Source organism: Streptomyces sp. PR69 (genome assembly GCF_026420845.1).
Classification (GTDB): Bacteria; Actinomycetota; Actinomycetes; order Streptomycetales; family Streptomycetaceae; genus Streptomyces.
Genome location: NZ_JAOWCB010000002.1, coordinates 169,948 through 184,635 on the forward strand (window position 1 = coordinate 169,948; position 14,688 = coordinate 184,635).

General features: G+C 72.7%; 11 protein-coding genes and 1 pseudogene. 9 read left to right on the forward strand and 3 right to left on the reverse strand.

All coding sequences use genetic code 11. From position 1 onward, the window contains the following. Window positions 1-67 precede the first annotated feature (67 nt). Entirely contained in the window at window positions 68-2,269 is a 2,202-nt protein-coding gene (locus tag OF819_RS02550; protein WP_267241623.1) for an FG-GAP repeat domain-containing protein, read from the reverse strand. A gap of 333 nt (window positions 2,270-2,602) precedes the next feature. On the opposite strand from OF819_RS02550, the gene OF819_RS02555 reads away from it, so the two are divergent. The 8 genes from OF819_RS02555 (at window position 2,603) to OF819_RS02590 (ending at window position 9,721) form a co-directional block, all read left to right on the forward strand. Next, entirely contained in the window at window positions 2,603-3,022 is a 420-nt protein-coding gene (locus OF819_RS02555) for a hypothetical protein (protein WP_267241624.1), read from the forward strand. 171 nt (window positions 3,023-3,193) lie between these two features. Then, window positions 3,194-3,664: a hypothetical protein gene (locus tag OF819_RS02560; RefSeq protein WP_267241625.1), complete on the forward strand. Its 471-nt coding sequence runs from the start codon at window positions 3,194-3,196 to the stop codon at window positions 3,662-3,664. A 130-nt stretch (window positions 3,665-3,794) separates the two neighbouring features. After that, window positions 3,795-4,955 (forward strand): PLP-dependent cysteine synthase family protein, encoded by a 1,161-nt coding sequence (locus OF819_RS02565; RefSeq protein ID WP_267241626.1) that lies wholly within the window; start codon window positions 3,795-3,797, stop codon window positions 4,953-4,955. Next, window positions 4,952-6,256 (forward strand): MFS transporter, encoded by a 1,305-nt coding sequence (locus OF819_RS02570; RefSeq protein ID WP_267241627.1) that lies wholly within the window; start codon window positions 4,952-4,954, stop codon window positions 6,254-6,256. Before OF819_RS02565 ends, OF819_RS02570 begins: the two co-directional genes overlap by 4 nt. Window positions 6,257-6,387: 131 nt before the next feature. Next, window positions 6,388-7,161: a TetR/AcrR family transcriptional regulator gene (locus OF819_RS02575; RefSeq protein ID WP_267241628.1), complete on the forward strand. Its 774-nt coding sequence runs from the start codon at window positions 6,388-6,390 to the stop codon at window positions 7,159-7,161. A gap of 14 nt (window positions 7,162-7,175) precedes the next feature. Continuing rightward, on the forward strand, window positions 7,176-8,357 hold the full coding sequence (locus OF819_RS02580; RefSeq protein WP_267241629.1) for an MAB_1171c family putative transporter: 1,182 nt from the start codon (window positions 7,176-7,178) through the stop codon (window positions 8,355-8,357). A 291-nt stretch (window positions 8,358-8,648) separates the two neighbouring features. Then, window positions 8,649-9,089, forward strand: coding sequence for a helix-turn-helix domain-containing protein (locus tag OF819_RS02585; protein ID WP_267241630.1), 441 nt, complete (start codon window positions 8,649-8,651; stop codon window positions 9,087-9,089). Between the two features lie 47 nt (window positions 9,090-9,136). Next, a complete protein-coding gene (locus tag OF819_RS02590) occupies window positions 9,137-9,721 on the forward strand; it encodes a toxin (RefSeq protein WP_267241631.1) in 585 nt (194 codons plus the stop codon). Window positions 9,722-9,764: 43 nt separating this feature from the next. Here the strand turns inward: OF819_RS02590 and OF819_RS29200 are convergent. Together OF819_RS29200 and OF819_RS02610 are read right to left on the reverse strand one after the other, a co-directional pair. Beyond that, window positions 9,765-12,334 (reverse strand): annotated as a pseudogene (locus OF819_RS29200) (aminotransferase class I/II-fold pyridoxal phosphate-dependent enzyme). Further along, window positions 12,331-13,272, reverse strand: a complete 942-nt coding sequence (locus tag OF819_RS02610) for an NAD-dependent epimerase/dehydratase family protein (RefSeq protein ID WP_267241635.1) — start codon at window positions 13,270-13,272, stop codon at window positions 12,331-12,333. Before OF819_RS02610 ends, OF819_RS29200 begins: the two are co-directional and overlap by 4 nt. Before the next feature lie 132 nt (window positions 13,273-13,404). Here OF819_RS02610 and OF819_RS02615 point away from each other — a divergent pair, with 132 nt between their 5' ends. Beyond that, on the forward strand, window positions 13,405-14,490 hold the full coding sequence (locus OF819_RS02615) for a lytic transglycosylase domain-containing protein (RefSeq protein WP_267241636.1): 1,086 nt from the start codon (window positions 13,405-13,407) through the stop codon (window positions 14,488-14,490). Window positions 14,491-14,688: the final 198 nt, after the last annotated feature.

The window sequence follows — 14,688 nt, forward strand, 5'->3', positions numbered from 1 at the left end:
CAGCCCGCCGGGGCCGCGTGCTTTCAGCCGGTGATCAGCTGTCGGTCAGCCGTCGGCCGACCGTCCGTCAGACGACGGCGGTGTGCGCCGGTTCCGTGTAGGGCATGTTGGTGACCTCTCGCGGGCGGAAGGGGGCGCGCCAGTCGCCCGTGCCCTGGTAGAGGTACGCGCCGCGGTCGCCGTACGCGTACAGGTCCGGGCGTCCGTCGCGGTTCGCGTCGCCGATGCCGACGAGGTCGCTGTAGACGTTCCAGCCGCCGCCGATCCTGGTGCGCGGGGCGAAGGTGCCGTCTCCCTTGCCGAGATAGAGCCAGAGCACGCCGTCCTTGTCACGGGCGACCACGTCTCCGGCAGGGGCTCCCGCGATGTTTCCGACGGCCTCGATCTTGTTGTAGATGCTCCAGCCCCAGCCGGCCTTCACACGGGGCGCGAAGGGGGCGCGCCAGTCGCCGGTGCCCTTGTAGAACCACAGACCGCCGGAGGCGTCGGTGGCGAGGAGGTCGTTCCTGCCGTCGCCGTCGAGGTCGCTGCCGCCGGCGATCTGGTTGTAGACCTGCCAGCCGCCGCCGATCCTGACGCGCTTGGCGAAGGCCCCGTTCCCGTAGCCGAGGTACTCCCAGAGGACGCCGTCCCTATCGCGGGCGACCACGTCGCCGACCGGCAGGCCGGCGATGTCGCCGACGGCCTCGATCGTGTCGTAGATCTGCCAGCCGCCGCCGATGAGCTTCTGCTCCCCCTCCGACAGCCTGCCGTCGTAGGTGTAGTAGTGGGTGTCGGAGCGCCACAGGCTGCCCGAGGAGTCCCGCAGGAGCACGTCCGGAGAGCCGTTGTCGTTGTAGTCGTGCGGGGCGTCCTCGCGGACGACCTTGAATGTGCCGGAGGCGGTCAGGGCCGGACCGATGCCGTTGAGCGGCTCGGCGCTGATCTCCCAGGTGTAGTCGCCGTTGTACGCGCTCAGAGTCCTTCCGTCGCTCCAGAGCTCGCCCCGCCAGTCGAAGCGCGCGACCCCGTTCTCCGGCTGGGTGAAGCCCGGGGTGATGGTCTTCCCGGTCGCGACATGGCGCAGGACGACGCGGGCCCGGACGTTGTACCGGGACAGCTGCCATTCGAGCGGCGCCCGGCCGCCGTTCTGGTCGAGGTCGATGACCGCCGGGACGTCATGGCTCAGCAGGGCGACCTTGGTGGGCTCGCCGGTGCTCGCGACGATCGCGGCGGTCGGGGTCCCGTCGGCGGCGGGTGCGATCCGGTAGAGGCCCTCGCCCTGTGCGACCGTGCCGCCGCGGACGATCTGAGCGCCGTCGGGCGCGGCGGCGGCCGAGATGGCGTGGTCGAGGACCTTGCGGGCGGTCCCGTCCGTCAGGCTGCGCGCGGTCAGGGCGTGCAGGGGGTTCGCGTCGATCTCGGTGAGGCCCTTGCGCGTCCCGTACGTCACCCAGTCGCCGACCAGCCCGACCTCGACATCGCGCCGCCAGGCCCTGCCGACCGCCATGCGCTGGGGCGTGCCGGTGGAGCGGTCGACGGCCACGACCGTGACCCGGGCGTCGGCGTCGTACTCGATCCAGGCGACATGGGTCGGGGAGACGGCGACATCGCCCTTCCCGGCACGCGTGTACGTCTCGGTCACAGCGCCCGTGGCGAGATCGATCAGGCCCATGTGCTGCCTGACCGCGTCGCCCGTGCCGGTGGAGTAGAGCACCAGGCCGTGGTCGGATGTGCCGGGCCCGACGGCGATGCCCGCGGCCTCTGCCGGAAGGCCGGTCGCGGCCGTGGCCCCGGCAGCCTTGGTGTGCATCGTGAGCTGCCCACCCTGGGCCCCGTCGGACCGGGTGGTGAACAGGGCCTCGCCGGCGGCCCCCGCGTACTCCTCGCCGGTGTGGCCGAGATAGACCCTGAGCAGCCGCCGCCCGGTCGCCATGTCCGTGAGCGCGGCTTCCGAGCTGCTGCTGGTGGCCACGATGTCTCCGGAACCGGTGCTCCGGACCCCGACATGCCAGATCCAGCCGCCTTCCGAGGTCCCGTCCGACGCCCGTATCCAGGTCCGCTCGGAGGTATCCGGGTTCCAGGTCAGATAGCCGGTCGCGGTGGCCCCGAAGATCTGGGCGTTGCGGGGGTACGGGATGACGTCCTGTGCGGCTGCGGTTGTCGCGGCCGTTGCCGTGTCATCGGCCGCGATCGCCGGAGCGGTCAGGGCGGTCGCGCCGAAGGTGACGGCAAGGACGGTCGCGACGGCCGCGACGAGTCTTCGCTGAACCGGTCGTGCGTAAGGCAAGTGGGTTCCTTCCGAGAGGTACAGGCGCGCGCGAGACGCGGTGCCCGGTCAGACACGCGATCGAACAGAGAAGTTGTACGACCGGGGTGCGGCGCCGGGGTGCGGTGAGGGCGCCGGTGCGAACGCCGCGGGCATCACGGAGTCCGGCTCGCCCGGGACGGGTACGGCCGAGGCCGCCCAGGCCGAGGCGGGCGGCCGCGCCGCCCGTCCGTGGCGCGGTCGCGGCCGGCGGCTCCCCGTCAGGAGGCAGGAGAGTTGTCTCAAACTGCCCGCGGGGCCCGGCAGATGAACCGCTAGGATCACAGCATGGTCACGGCCCGGTCGCGTTCTCGCATGCCGCAGACCCGCCCGTCGGCGGGTGCTCCGCGGCTGCTGTGGACGGCGATCGCACTGTTCGCCTTCCTGTACGCGCACGGTGTGAGCGCAGACGCCGCGGTGGACCATCTCGCGGCAGGACCGGCCGTCGCGGCCGCCTCTGCGCACGGCCATACGTCGCAGAGCACGCCCCCGGACCGACGCGGTCCCGCGGACCGGCACGACGAGGGCCACGGGCACTCGCACGCGGCCGAGGAGTGCGTGCCCGGCCAGCCCCAGCAGGGCCCGGCGCTGGACGCGCCGAGCGCCTGCGCCCTCCCGTGCGGGCAGAGCGCGGCCGCCGCACGGCCCGCTGTGGCCTGCTCCGGCGACGTGGCGTCGGCCGCCGGTCAGTCGCCGCCCCGCATGTCGCTCAAGGCCACCGTCCTCCAGATCTAGGATCCGCAGCCGCTTCGCCGGCCGTCGCCTCCTCGCCCCGCGCTGCCGTCGCGCGGGCGCGCCCCCGCCGGGGGCGGTCGGGCGACGCCGTCGCTGGGGCCGCCATGCCGTCCGTCCGAAACCGCCCGCACGCCGTCGAGGCGCGCCGCGGCGGCCGCTCGCGGAGGATCCGTGCCCGTCTCTGCCCGCTGTACCCCCGCTGTCCGCGCTGTCCCAACCATCCCTCCTGCACGCCCTGTCGCCCTTCGACCGCATCCGCCATCGGCCCTCCCCCATCGGCTGCTCGCCCTGCTCCTCGGCGCGCTGCTGCTGGTCGCATCCGGCTGCGCGCGCCTGCCGCACGAACCCGGCCAGGCTCACCGCGCCGCCCTGACCGCCTCCGGCGACCAGTCGGCCACCCGGCCCGCCGCCGGGCAGACGCCGCATGCCGGTGCGCCCGCCGACTCCTGCTCCCCGTCCCCGCCGGGCTCCGACCTGGCCGGACAGCCCCAGCCCCGCTCTTCGCCGACCGTCCTGGCGGCGCACAAGAAGGCGGCGGGGCCCGCCGTGTCCGCCGGGCACGCCCGGGGGACGCCGTCGCCGGTTCCCGGAGCCGCTTCCGGCCGCCGCATCCTCTGCTCCCTGTGCCGCTGGCGGACCTAGGCCGCACCTCAGAGCCGCGCATGCCGCGGCAGCCGCCCGCCGGGGCCCCGAGGCCGAGCCACGGCCCGGGACGGGCGGCGCGCGAGAGACGAGGACCCGACACACCGGCATTCACGACGAGAGCGGAGCAATGGACTCTTCGCACACCACCCAGCCCACCCCGCCCCTCCCCTGCCAAGCGCGCCCCGCCCGGTCTCACCAGGCGGCCGCACTCGGCGGGTTGGTCGGCAACACACCCGTACTGCACGTCAGCGAGCCGTTCGCGCCGTCCGGGCGGGGCTTCTGGGCCAAGCTCGAAGGCTTCAACCCCGGCGGCATCAAGGACCGTCCCGGCCTCTACATGGCAGAGCGCGCCCGCGCCCGGGGCGAACTGCGGCCGGGGGCACGCATCATCGAGTCGACCAGCGGCACGCTCGGTCTTGGGCTCGCGCTGGCTGGCATGGTCTACGGGCACCCTGTCACCCTGGTCACCGACCCGGGCCTGGAGCCGTCCATGACCCGGCTGCTGTCCGCCTACGGCGCCCGGGTCGACGTCGTCTCCGAACCGCACCCCACCGGCGGCTGGCAGCAGGCGCGCCGCGACCGGGTCGCCCGGCTGATGCGCAGGCATCCGGGCTCATGGTGCCCGGACCAGTACAACAACCCGGACAACACCACGGCGTACACCTCGCTGGCACTGGAACTCGCGGCCGATCTGGGGCATATCGACGTCCTGGTGTGCAGCGTCGGCACGGGAGGCCACTCGGCCGGCGTCTCGCGGGTGCTGCGGCAGCTCTATCCCGGCCTGCGGCTGGTGGGCGTCGACACCGTCGGATCCACGATCTTCGGCCAGCCCGCCCGGCCGCGCCTGATGCGCGGCCTCGGTTCGAGCATCTACCCGCGCAACGTCGCGTACGGCTCCTTCTCCGAAGTGCACTGGATCGCCCCGGCAGAAGCGGTCTGGGCCTGCCGGCGGCTCGCCGCCTCGCACTACGCCTCCGGCGGGTGGAGCGTCGGCGCGGTGGCGCTGGTCGCCGGCTGGCTGGCCCGCACCCTGCCGGAGCCCACCCGGATCGCGGCCGTCTTCCCCGACGGCCCGCAGCGCTATCTCGGCACCGTGTACGACGACGACTACTGCGCCGCCCATGGCCTGCTCGGCTCCCCTCCGGCAGCCGAACCGGAACTGATCGGCAGCCTGGACGAGAAGGAGGTCATGCGCTGGACCAGGTGCACACAGGTCGTCGATCCGCTCGGCCTCGCCGGCGACGAGTCTCCCGCCGGGACCGGCGCGGAGGAGGGGGACGGCCGGTGAGGGGGACGCTCGCACAGTTCCGCGGCTATGAGCGGAGCACCCGGCTGCTGATGGTGAACCAGTTCACCATCAATCTCGGGTTCTACATGCTGATGCCGTACCTGGCCGCGCATCTCGCCGGACCCCTCGGTCTGGCCGGATGGCTCGTCGGGCTGATCCTCGGTGTCCGCAACTTCACCCAGCAGGGCATGTTCCTGGTCGGCGGCACCCTGGCCGACCGGCTCGGCTGCAAACCGCTGATCATCGCCGGACTGGCGCTGCGCACCGCCGGGTTCGCGATGCTCGGACTGGCGCAGTCCGTACCCGCGCTGATCGCCGCGTCCGCCGCGACGGGACTGGCCGGAGCCCTGTTCAACCCGGCCACCCGGGCCTATCTCGCCGCTGACGCGGGAGAGCGGCGTGTGGAGGCGTTCGCCCTGTTCAACGTCTTCTACCAGGCCGGAATCCTGCTCGGGCCCCTTGTCGGCATGGTGCTGACCGGCATCGACTTCCGGATCACCTGCCTCACCGCGGCCGGTGTCTTCGCCGTCCTGGGCGCGGTGCAGATCCGCGCGCTGCCCGCCCGCGCGCCCGATGACTCCACGGCCCGGAAGGACGGCCGGCCTCAGAGTGTGGCGGCGCAGTGGCGCGGCATCCTGGCCAACCGGCCCTTCGTGCTGTTCTCCCTGGCGATGACCGGCTCGTACGTCCTGTCGTTCCAGGTCTATCTCGCCCTGCCGCTGGAGGTACGACGCCTCGGCGGTGACGGCGACGGCGGAACCGCGGCGGTGGCGGTGCTGTTCGCCGTGTCGGGACTGGCGACCGTGCTGGGCCAGACCAGGGTCACCGCCTGGTGCAAGGGACGCCTGTCACCCGGGCGTGCCCTCACCTGGGGCCTGCTGACCATGGGCGTCGCCTTCGCGCCCCTGCTCCCCATGACGGCGGCGCCCCTCCCGGAGAGCGGGATCGTACGGTGGCTGCTCATAGCGGCGCCGCCGGCGCTGTGCGCACTGCTGCTCGCCCTGGGCACGATGATCGCATATCCGTTCGAGATGGACACCGTCGTGCGACTCTCCGGGAAACGGCTCGTCGCCACTCACTACGGCCTGTACAACACCATTTGCGGCATCGGCATCACCGTGGGCAACCTCGCCACCGGGGCCGCGCTGGACGCCTCCCGCGCCGCAGGGCTGTCCGCACTGCCGTGGATCGCCCTGCTCACCCTCGGCCTGGGGTGCGCGGCCGCTGTGTACGGTCTGCACCGCACGGGCCGCCTCGCCTCCCCCGCACCGGCCGGCAGGGCGGAACCCATCACCGCCTGACCGCTCGCCTCCTGCGCCCCCGGTTCGGCGGAGCCGCCGAACCAGGGGCGCAGGACGGGGATCACCGCCCGCGTCCGAAGGGCCCAAGTACCGCGCTGACGGCCGCTGTAGCTGACCGGTACGGTTTGGCCATGGATGCTTCCGGAGCAAGCGCCGCCGACGAGAACGCCAGGATGCGGGAGGCCATCAAGGCCGCCGCACGCCAACTGCTGGAGAAACTGGGTGCCGGAGGGCTGTCCCCGGACGCCGTCGCCGAGGGCGGCGGTCTTGCCGTCAGCGATGTGGAAGCCGTCTTCCCACATCGGGACGACCTGCTGACCGCGCTGGTCATCGACGCCTACAACACCTCCGGCGCCGCGATGGAGCAGGCCGATCAGGCCGCGGCAGACGCCGGTGCGTCGGCGGGCGCGAGGCTCCTCGCGGTCACGCGCGCGCTGCGGCAGTGGTCCTTCGACAACCCCGCGGAATTCACGCTGATCTACGGCTCGCCCGTCCCGGGCTACCACGCCCCGCAGGACACGGTCCCGCCCGCCTCCCGTACCCCCGCGGTGCTTGCGGGCATTGTGCGTTCGGCGCTTCAGGCCGGCGAACTGACCCCGCCCCGGCGGGCGGTGCCCGGGCCGCCGCTGCTTCTGCCGGAGGCGGTGGAGCTCTTCGGCGGCCTGCCGGAGGCCCCGTTCTCGGATGTCATCGAGCGCGGCATCGTGCTGTGGAGCAATCTGATCGGACTCCTGGTGTTCCAGGTCTTCAGCCGTACCCATGACAGCGTCCGGGACGAGTCCGCGTTCTTCGACTTCGCCGTCGCCGTGGCGGCCGAGAGCATCGGCCTCACGGTTCCCCTGGGAGACGGCGACAGCGACAGCGACGGCGACGGCGACGGCGACGGCAGCAACGGCGACGACTAGACCCTCCACCGCCTGTGAACACCATACGAACCCTCTGCTTCGTCATCGCGGCGCTCTCGTCGTATGCCGCGCTCGTCTACCGGCTGTGCCAAGTACGGCGCAGCTGGCGGGAGAGCGCCTACCGCACACTGGTGATCACTCTGCTGCTCCAGTGCCTCACCTTCACGATGGGCGCCGTGGCGCTGGGCGGCGGCGGGGCCTTCCTGGGCGTCGGCAATCTCGCCATCCTGGTGATGCATATGGCGGCGGTCGCCTTCTGCGTCAGCGCGCAGATCATCCTGCTGCGCTGGGCGGCCGCCGCCGAGGAGGCCGTGCGGAAGACGCGTTACTGGCTGATCGCCGGCGTCGCGCTCAACACGCTGCTGGCGGCGCTCTTCTTCATCGCCGACGGTCCCGCCCGCCCGTCCGCGGACTTCAGCACCGGCAGCGGGCAGCCCCTGGTCCTCACGTATCTTCTGTTCTTCATCGTCTCGCAGGCGATTCCGTGCGTCACCATCTACCGCCAGTGCGGGCCCTACGCCCGTATGGCGGGCACGGCCTCGCTGCGCCAGGCCCTGCGGATGCTCTCCGCCGCCGCGGTGATTCTGTTCCTGTACTGCACGGCCAGGACAGTCAACATCCTCACCGCCGCGGCCGGGATCGACATCGGCGTCTGGCAGCTCGCCTCCAACGTCTTCAGCGCGGTGGGCATCGTCACCCTCTCGCTCAGTCTGACCGTCCCCTCCTGGGCCGCGTCGGCCGCCAAGCCGCTGGAGTGGGCGCGCAGTTACCGCTCGTACCGGGCGCTCTACCCGCTCTGGCGGGATCTGTACGAGTCCTCCCCGGACATCGTCCTGGAGCCGCCCGGCGCCACGGTCTCCGACCTCGACTACCGCCTGCACCGGCGGGTCGTCGAGATACGGGACGGCTGGCGGGATCTGCGCCCCTATATCGACCGCTCCGCGGGCGGCTCGGGCGTGCGCGCCGCGGGGGCGAGCGAGGAGTCCCGACAGGCGTTCGCCGAAGCGGCGCAGATCAGACAGGCCCTGCACGCCAAGCGGGCGGGCACCGTCCCCGATCGCAACAAGGACACCGGCGACTTCGACGACCGCGACACGGACAACTTCACCGCGGAGGTCGCCTGGCTCACCCAGGTCGCAACCGCCTACCGCAGACTGGCCAAGGTGGACGCCAAAGTGGACGCCACGGCGGAGTGAGAGCTCCCGCCCGGCCCGTCCCCCGATCAGACCAGGCGGGAATCCCCCGTATTCCCCCGTTTTCCTTCAAGCCGGCGGGTGCGCCCCGTCCGGTCTGGCCCGTCCCCCGAGGCCGGGCCAGGCCGATAGCCGGCGGTCAACTCGGCTACCCCCGTAAGCAAAGTTAGCTGTCAGCTATCGGCGGGGTCCACGTTGGCGGACTCCGGCTCAATTGTCAACTGACAGCTAATCTGCGAAACTGGCGGATAGCTGAGGGCAATCGCCAAGGAGGTGATGGGAGGGAGATTCGCCATGTCCGAGACCGAGGACCGGCCCAAGCTGGCAGTGCGCCTGGACAGCCTCTTCAAGACGGTTCGCCCCAAGGGCAAGCACTGGACCAATGCCGAGGTGGCGGAGGAGCTGAAGCGGGCCAATCCCGACCTCAGGGTCGGGGGTGTGTATCTGTCGCAGCTGCGGACGGGCAAACGCTCCAATCCCTCACCGGACCTCCTCGCCGCGCTGGCGCGCTTCTTCGGAGTGTCGGTCGCCTACTTCTTCGACGACGAGGTCGCCGAGTCGGTGCTGAGCGAAGTCGCCGCCATCGAGGCGCTCCGTCAGGCGGGGGTCCGCTCCGTGGCGATGCGGGCGGCCGGGATGAAGAAGGAGAACCTCCAGGCCATCACGGCCATCATGGACCAGTACCGGCAGATGCAGGGCCTGCCGCCCGTCGACGACACCTCGGAGGCGGAGTGAAGGGCGCGGCGGAGTAAGGGGCATCGGGGCGTGAGGGGCATGGCGGAGTGAGGGGCCTCTGGAAGGGGCGGTCGGCCGACCAGGACCGCCGCACCCAGCTCAAGAAGCTCCGGAAGGCCGGCGCACGGCGGATCGCCGAACTCGATCTGCCGCAGACAGCCGATGTAGCCGAACTCTGCCGTCACCTGAGCGAGATCCGCGACCGTCCTATCACGCTGGTCCCGATGCAGATGCCCGCGTCGCAGCCGTGCGGCATGTGGGTCGCCGCACGCGACGAGGACCTCATCTTCTACGACGCCAACACCACCAGCGCGCATCAGGAGCACATCATCTTGCATGAGCTGGGCCACATCATCTGCTGCCACCGCGGGGCGGGCTGGCTGGACGAGGCGAGCGCCCGTCTCCTCTTCCCCAACCTCGACCCCGACCTGGTGCGCGACATGCTCCTGCGCGCGACGTACGACGACGTCCAGGAGCAGGAAGCCGAGGTCATCGCCTATCTGCTCTCCCAGCGAGCGGGCAGCGCCGGCGAACGGCACGGCGCGCCCCCGGCCCCGGAGGGCGAGGCCCCGCAGAGCGGGGAATCAGCAAAGAGCGCCATGCTGAGCCGGATCGAACGCACCCTGATCTGATGCCGCCGCCGAGTCCGACGCCCCGGCCGTCGCGGTGAGCCGCTCATCCCCCGGCGGCCGCCACCTCCTCGGCCAGGATCGACACGGCCCGCCGGATGTCGTCCTCGCCGTGTTCGCTGGTGACGAAGAACCGCAGCCTCGACAGCCCCTCCTCCACGGCCGGATGGAAGATCGGGTCGGCGATGACGCCTCTGTCGTACAGCCGGTCCGCGACACGCAGCGTCCGCGCCGAGTCGCCGAGGACGCACGGCACGATCGGAGTGCCGGCGCTGGCGCCCGTCGCCAGACCGGCCGAGGCGGCCAGGCCGAGGAAGAGCTCCGCGTTCCGCCGCAGCGTACGCACCCGGTGCTGCTCCGCTGCGATCAGCTCGGCGGCGGCCAGCGCCGCGGCCGCGTTGGCCGGGGTCAGGCCGACGCTGTAGACAAAGCCCGGCAGCGTATGCCGCAGCCACCGCACCGTCGGCGAGCGTCCGCTCCAGCCGTACGGTCAGATCCCGTTCCCCGGAGAGCGCCCGGCTGGCGGAGACCGAGGTGCCGTACCGGTCCACCGCCTGGCGCACGGCTTCGTTGACCGCCGGATGGCCGGAGAGCCCCAGGTAGTTGTAGCTGCCGAAGGACAGATACGGCCGGCCGCCGATCACGGTCGTGTCGCGGATGTTGCCCTGGTGGATCCGGAAGTACGGGAAGTCCGCACCAGTGGCGGTGATCGCGCTCAAGCCCTCCTCGAACTGCCGTACTTCCGGGAAATCGTCGATGGACGCGGTCTCCCGGGCAGCCGGGGTGCCGTGGGGCGTACGCGTTTCCTGCGGCGTATGCGTTTCCTGCGGCACGGGCTCGCTGGGGGCCGACGGCTCCGCCGGGTGCGAACCAGTCAGCGCGACCAGTGCGATCAGCCGGTCGATGGTCAGGCCGGGCGAGAACATCTCATCGGTGCGGAAGCCCGGCGCCCGCTTGCCGATGGCGACCTCCAGCTCCTGGAGCTTCAGGGAGTCAAAGCCGAGGTCGGCCACCAGCGTCATCCGCTCGCTCAGGTCTGAGAGGGGGAAGACGCCGGTCCGCGACACCTCTTCCAGCACGATGGACGCGGCGGACGGGGCAGAGGGGGCGACGACGGCGGAGACGGCAGCCCCGGCGGATTCCTCTGCGGTCCGCGCCGAGGAGGTCGGCGCGGCCTCATGCGAGTCCACCGGTCCTGGCGGGTCCCCGGCCTCGCGAGCCGACTCGTCCACCGCCCAGTGGCGGCGCGGGGCGAGCGGACTCGGCGGCAGGGTGCACGGGGGTATTCGCTCCTTCGCCGGACGAAGCACCGAGCCGGTCACCACACGCTCCGCGAGCCGCGTCAGCACCTCCGTACGTGCCTCCGCGGACAGCGCGCCCGGCGGCAAAACGGGTTCCTCCGGCACCGCGGGCAGCTCGTCGGGAAGCGTCGCGGACGCCGTGCCGGTCAGCTGTCCCTGCCCGAGGACTCCCGTACGGCCCGCGGCGACGGCCTCGGCCGCCTCGGTCAGCTTGGCGGCGGCGTCGGCGGCGTCCTCCGCCACGACGGCGAGGCGTTCAGCGAGAGGCGCGCGACGGGCCAGGGTGTCCGCCACCTCGGCCAGCGGCGGCCGGTCGCCGGTGAGGATGTGCGCCAGTTCCCGTGCGTAACGGGCCAGTCCGGCCCGGTCGCGGGCGCTGAGGACCAGCAGGTGCGGCCCCTCCTCCGCCCCTGTACGGGCCGGTGCCGTACGGGCCTGGGCCGTGCACGAGGACCCCGGCGCCCTCTCCCAGGACGAAGCCGTCGGCCTCCGCGCCGAACGGCAGACACCGGCCGCTGCGGGAGATCGCGCCGACCCGGCACAGCCCCACCAACAGATCGGGGGTGAGGATCAGCTGCGCGCCGCCGGCGAGTGCGATACGGCACCGGCCCGCGCGCAGTGCGAAGACGGCGTTGGCCACGGCCATGAGTCCGCCGGAGCACGCCGAGTCCAGCGCATAGCTCTCGCCGTGCAGATCGAAGACCGAACTGATCGTGTTCGGGCCCATGTTGAGCAGGAGCCCGGCCACGGACGTGCCGTGCAGCCGGTCGACCGCGCGGACCGTTTCGGGCAGCCGGGGATCGGCCGCCCGGGCCCCGAACTCGCCGCCGGCCAGCTGCCGCATCCGGACCCGGAGGGTGCTCAGCTCGCGGTAGCCGCTCTCGGTGAGCGATGTGATCACCGAGGTCTCCTCGCGGTCGAAGCCCTCGGCCTCCCATCCCGCGTCCTGGATGGCCTCACGGGCGAGGTCGATCAGCAGCCGTCCCTGCGGGTCCATCGATCTGGCCCGCCGCGGCGGAATGCCGTAGTGCGCGGCGTCAAAGCAGCCCACGTCCGGCAGCAGCGCCATGGTGTCCGTATAGGCCGCGGCCGCGTCGCGGAAGTCGTCGCTCAGGAAGGCGGCGGCGCGCCACCGCGAGTCCGGAACGGCGGAGAACTGCGCCCGCGGTGCGGTCAGCAGCCGCCAGTACTGGTTCACATTCCGCGCCCCCGGATAGCGGCAGGCCATTCCCACGATCGCCACGTCGTCACGGCGCGGTCCCGCCGAACCCACGGCTGAGCTCACGTTGGGACCCCTCGCTGCCACGGGCGTCACCCGGTGGCGGCCAGTCGCTCACGCCACCAGTCCACCGTCGCCTTGATCTGCTGGTCGAGGGGGGTGGCGCGGACCGCGAACGCGGCTTCGTAGGTGCTGGAATCCGCCGTGAACGGACGGTCGAACTGATACCGGATCTCCTTCAGTTCGCGGATCAGCGGCGAGAACAGCGACGCGACGCCCAGAACGGCCGGCGGCAGCCTGCGCACCGCGACCGGCCCCGAGTCCGCCTGAGCGGCCAGGCGGTCGACCATCTCCCGGGTGGACAGCTCAGGCTCCATCGGGACGTGCCAGGCCCGCCCCCAGGCCCGTTCCTCGCTCGCGACCTCGACCAGGGCCCTGGCCACGTCGGGGAGATAGGCCCAGCTGTGCGGGGCGTCCGGGTCCCCGAGCGTGGAGACGGGCTTGCCCCGCAGGAGCCGTGGCATGACCCGCCCGGCCAGATGACCGCCGTCGGTCACACCGGGCCCGAAGAAGTCCGAGGCCCGCACCTCGACCGCCTTGATGCGGCCCTGCTCATGCAGGCCCCGTGCCTGCTCCCAAACGGCGGCGCGCACCCGCCCCTTGGGGCCGGTCGCCGCGAGCGGCAGCTCCTCCGTCAGCGGCCCCTCCACCGGGCCGTAGCCGTACAGATTGCCCAGCATGACCAGGACGGCCCCGGTCGCCTCGGCCGCCGCGCAGAGCGACGACGCCAGCGGCGGCCAGTCGCTCACCCAGCGGTGGTACGGCGGTGCGGCACAGCTGTAGATCGCCGCCGCGCCCTGCGCGGCCTCGCTCAGTCTCCCGCTGTCCGTCGCGTCCAGCGCGACATGCTCGATGCCGGGCTCCGGACTGCGGCCCGACAGGGTGACGACCCGTACCGAATGGCCTTCTTCGGCCAGCAGCCGAGCGGTTGCGGCCCCAGCGGGCCCGAATCCTACGACGACGTAAAGACTCACGGCCGCACACTAGCGCGAGGACCTGAAATCTTTCCGCGACGGACCCGACTCCCCGCCCCGTAAAGCACATAGAGCACGGGACGAGGCGCCGCGCCGGGCTCGGCGCGGCGGCGACAGGGGAGGGCCTGATCCATGACGGGGCGTATGCGGCGTATGCGCAGGGGGCTGACGAGGACGGCGGCCGCGGCGGCGGCGATGGCGGCGCTCACCGGATCGCAGGGGCCGGGCCTGACGCCCGTACGCACCGCCGCTCCGGGGCGGGCCGCGGTCACGGCGGCGGAGCAGGAGCAGGAGATGCCCGGGGACGCCTACTACCGGCATGAGCTGCCCCCGCTGCGGGTGCGCGGTCTGCCCGCGTCCGGCGACGACGCGGAGGCCGGGCGCGCGGCCGCGTTCGGGGCCGGGCGCGGGGCCGCCGTCCCGGCGACGGTCTTCGACGCCTATGGGAAGGCGGAGGCGGCGCTGGCACGAAGCGCCCCCGGGTGCGGTCTGCGCTGGCAGCTGCTCGCCGCGATCGGACAGGTCGAGTCCGGCCAGGCGCGGGGCGGCCGGACCCGCGCGGACGGCACGACGACCACGCCGATCGTCGGCCCGCAGCTGAACGGCCGGCACTTCGCGCTGATCCGGGACACCGACAAAGGCGCGTACGACGGCGACGTCACATATGACCGGGCCGTCGGGCCGATGCAGTTCATCCCCTCCACCTGGGCGAGATGGGGCGCCGACGGCAACGGGGACGGCAAGGCCGACCCCCACAACGTCTATGACGCGGCACTGGCGGCGGGGCGCTATCTGTGCGCGGGCGGACGGAGGCTGGCGCTGCCGGGGGATCTGGAGCGGGCGGTTCTCGCGTACAACCGGTCGCGGGAGTATCTGCGGGTCGTGCTGGCGTGGTACGCGTACTTCGCGGACGGGCATCGGGTGGTGCGGGACCGGGGCGGTGCGGGGTCCTCGGGGGCGGAAGCGGAGCGCCGGCCGGCGGAGCGCCGGCCGGAGCCGCGGGTCGAGCCTGAGCCGACGCGTGCCGCTCCGGCGCCTCGGCCGTCGCGGAGCCCTTCGCCGGCGGCCACGGCCACGGCGTCGCCCTCCCCCGCGGCGAGCCGCCCCGCGGACGCCGGGGAGACGGGCCCGCTGCCCGGCCCCACCGCTGTGCCCGTCCCCGAGGTGCCGGACGACGGACTTCTCCCCTCCGCCGTGGGGCTCGACCCCGTGGGCTAGGGGCGTGGGGCCGAGGGCGGTTTCCCCTGCCCCTCCCCCTCCCGAAACTGGGGGCTCCGCCCCCAGCCCCCCTCCTGGGGAGGGTCTGCGGGGCTGCCGCCCCGCGCCCCAGGAGGGCGGCAGCCCCGCGCCGCCGCGCCCCCGCCGCACGGCCTTCGGCCGTTCCCTCAAACTCCCCCGGATCCGTCCCGTGGCACC

What these genes read in the sequence shown, in the direction of transcription:
- OF819_RS02585 (WP_267241630.1), top strand. Translation starts at nt 8,649, where the DNA reads ATGTCCGAGACCGAGGACCGGCCCAAGCTGGCAGTGCGCCTGGACAGC.
- OF819_RS02555 (WP_267241624.1), top strand. Translation starts at nt 2,603, where the DNA reads ATGCCGCAGACCCGCCCGTCGGCGGGTGCTCCGCGGCTGCTGTGGACG.
- OF819_RS02565 (WP_267241626.1), top strand. Translation starts at nt 3,795, where the DNA reads ATGGACTCTTCGCACACCACCCAGCCCACCCCGCCCCTCCCCTGCCAA.
- OF819_RS02575 (WP_267241628.1), top strand. Translation starts at nt 6,388, where the DNA reads ATGGATGCTTCCGGAGCAAGCGCCGCCGACGAGAACGCCAGGATGCGG.
- OF819_RS02615 (WP_267241636.1), top strand. Translation starts at nt 13,405, where the DNA reads ATGACGGGGCGTATGCGGCGTATGCGCAGGGGGCTGACGAGGACGGCG.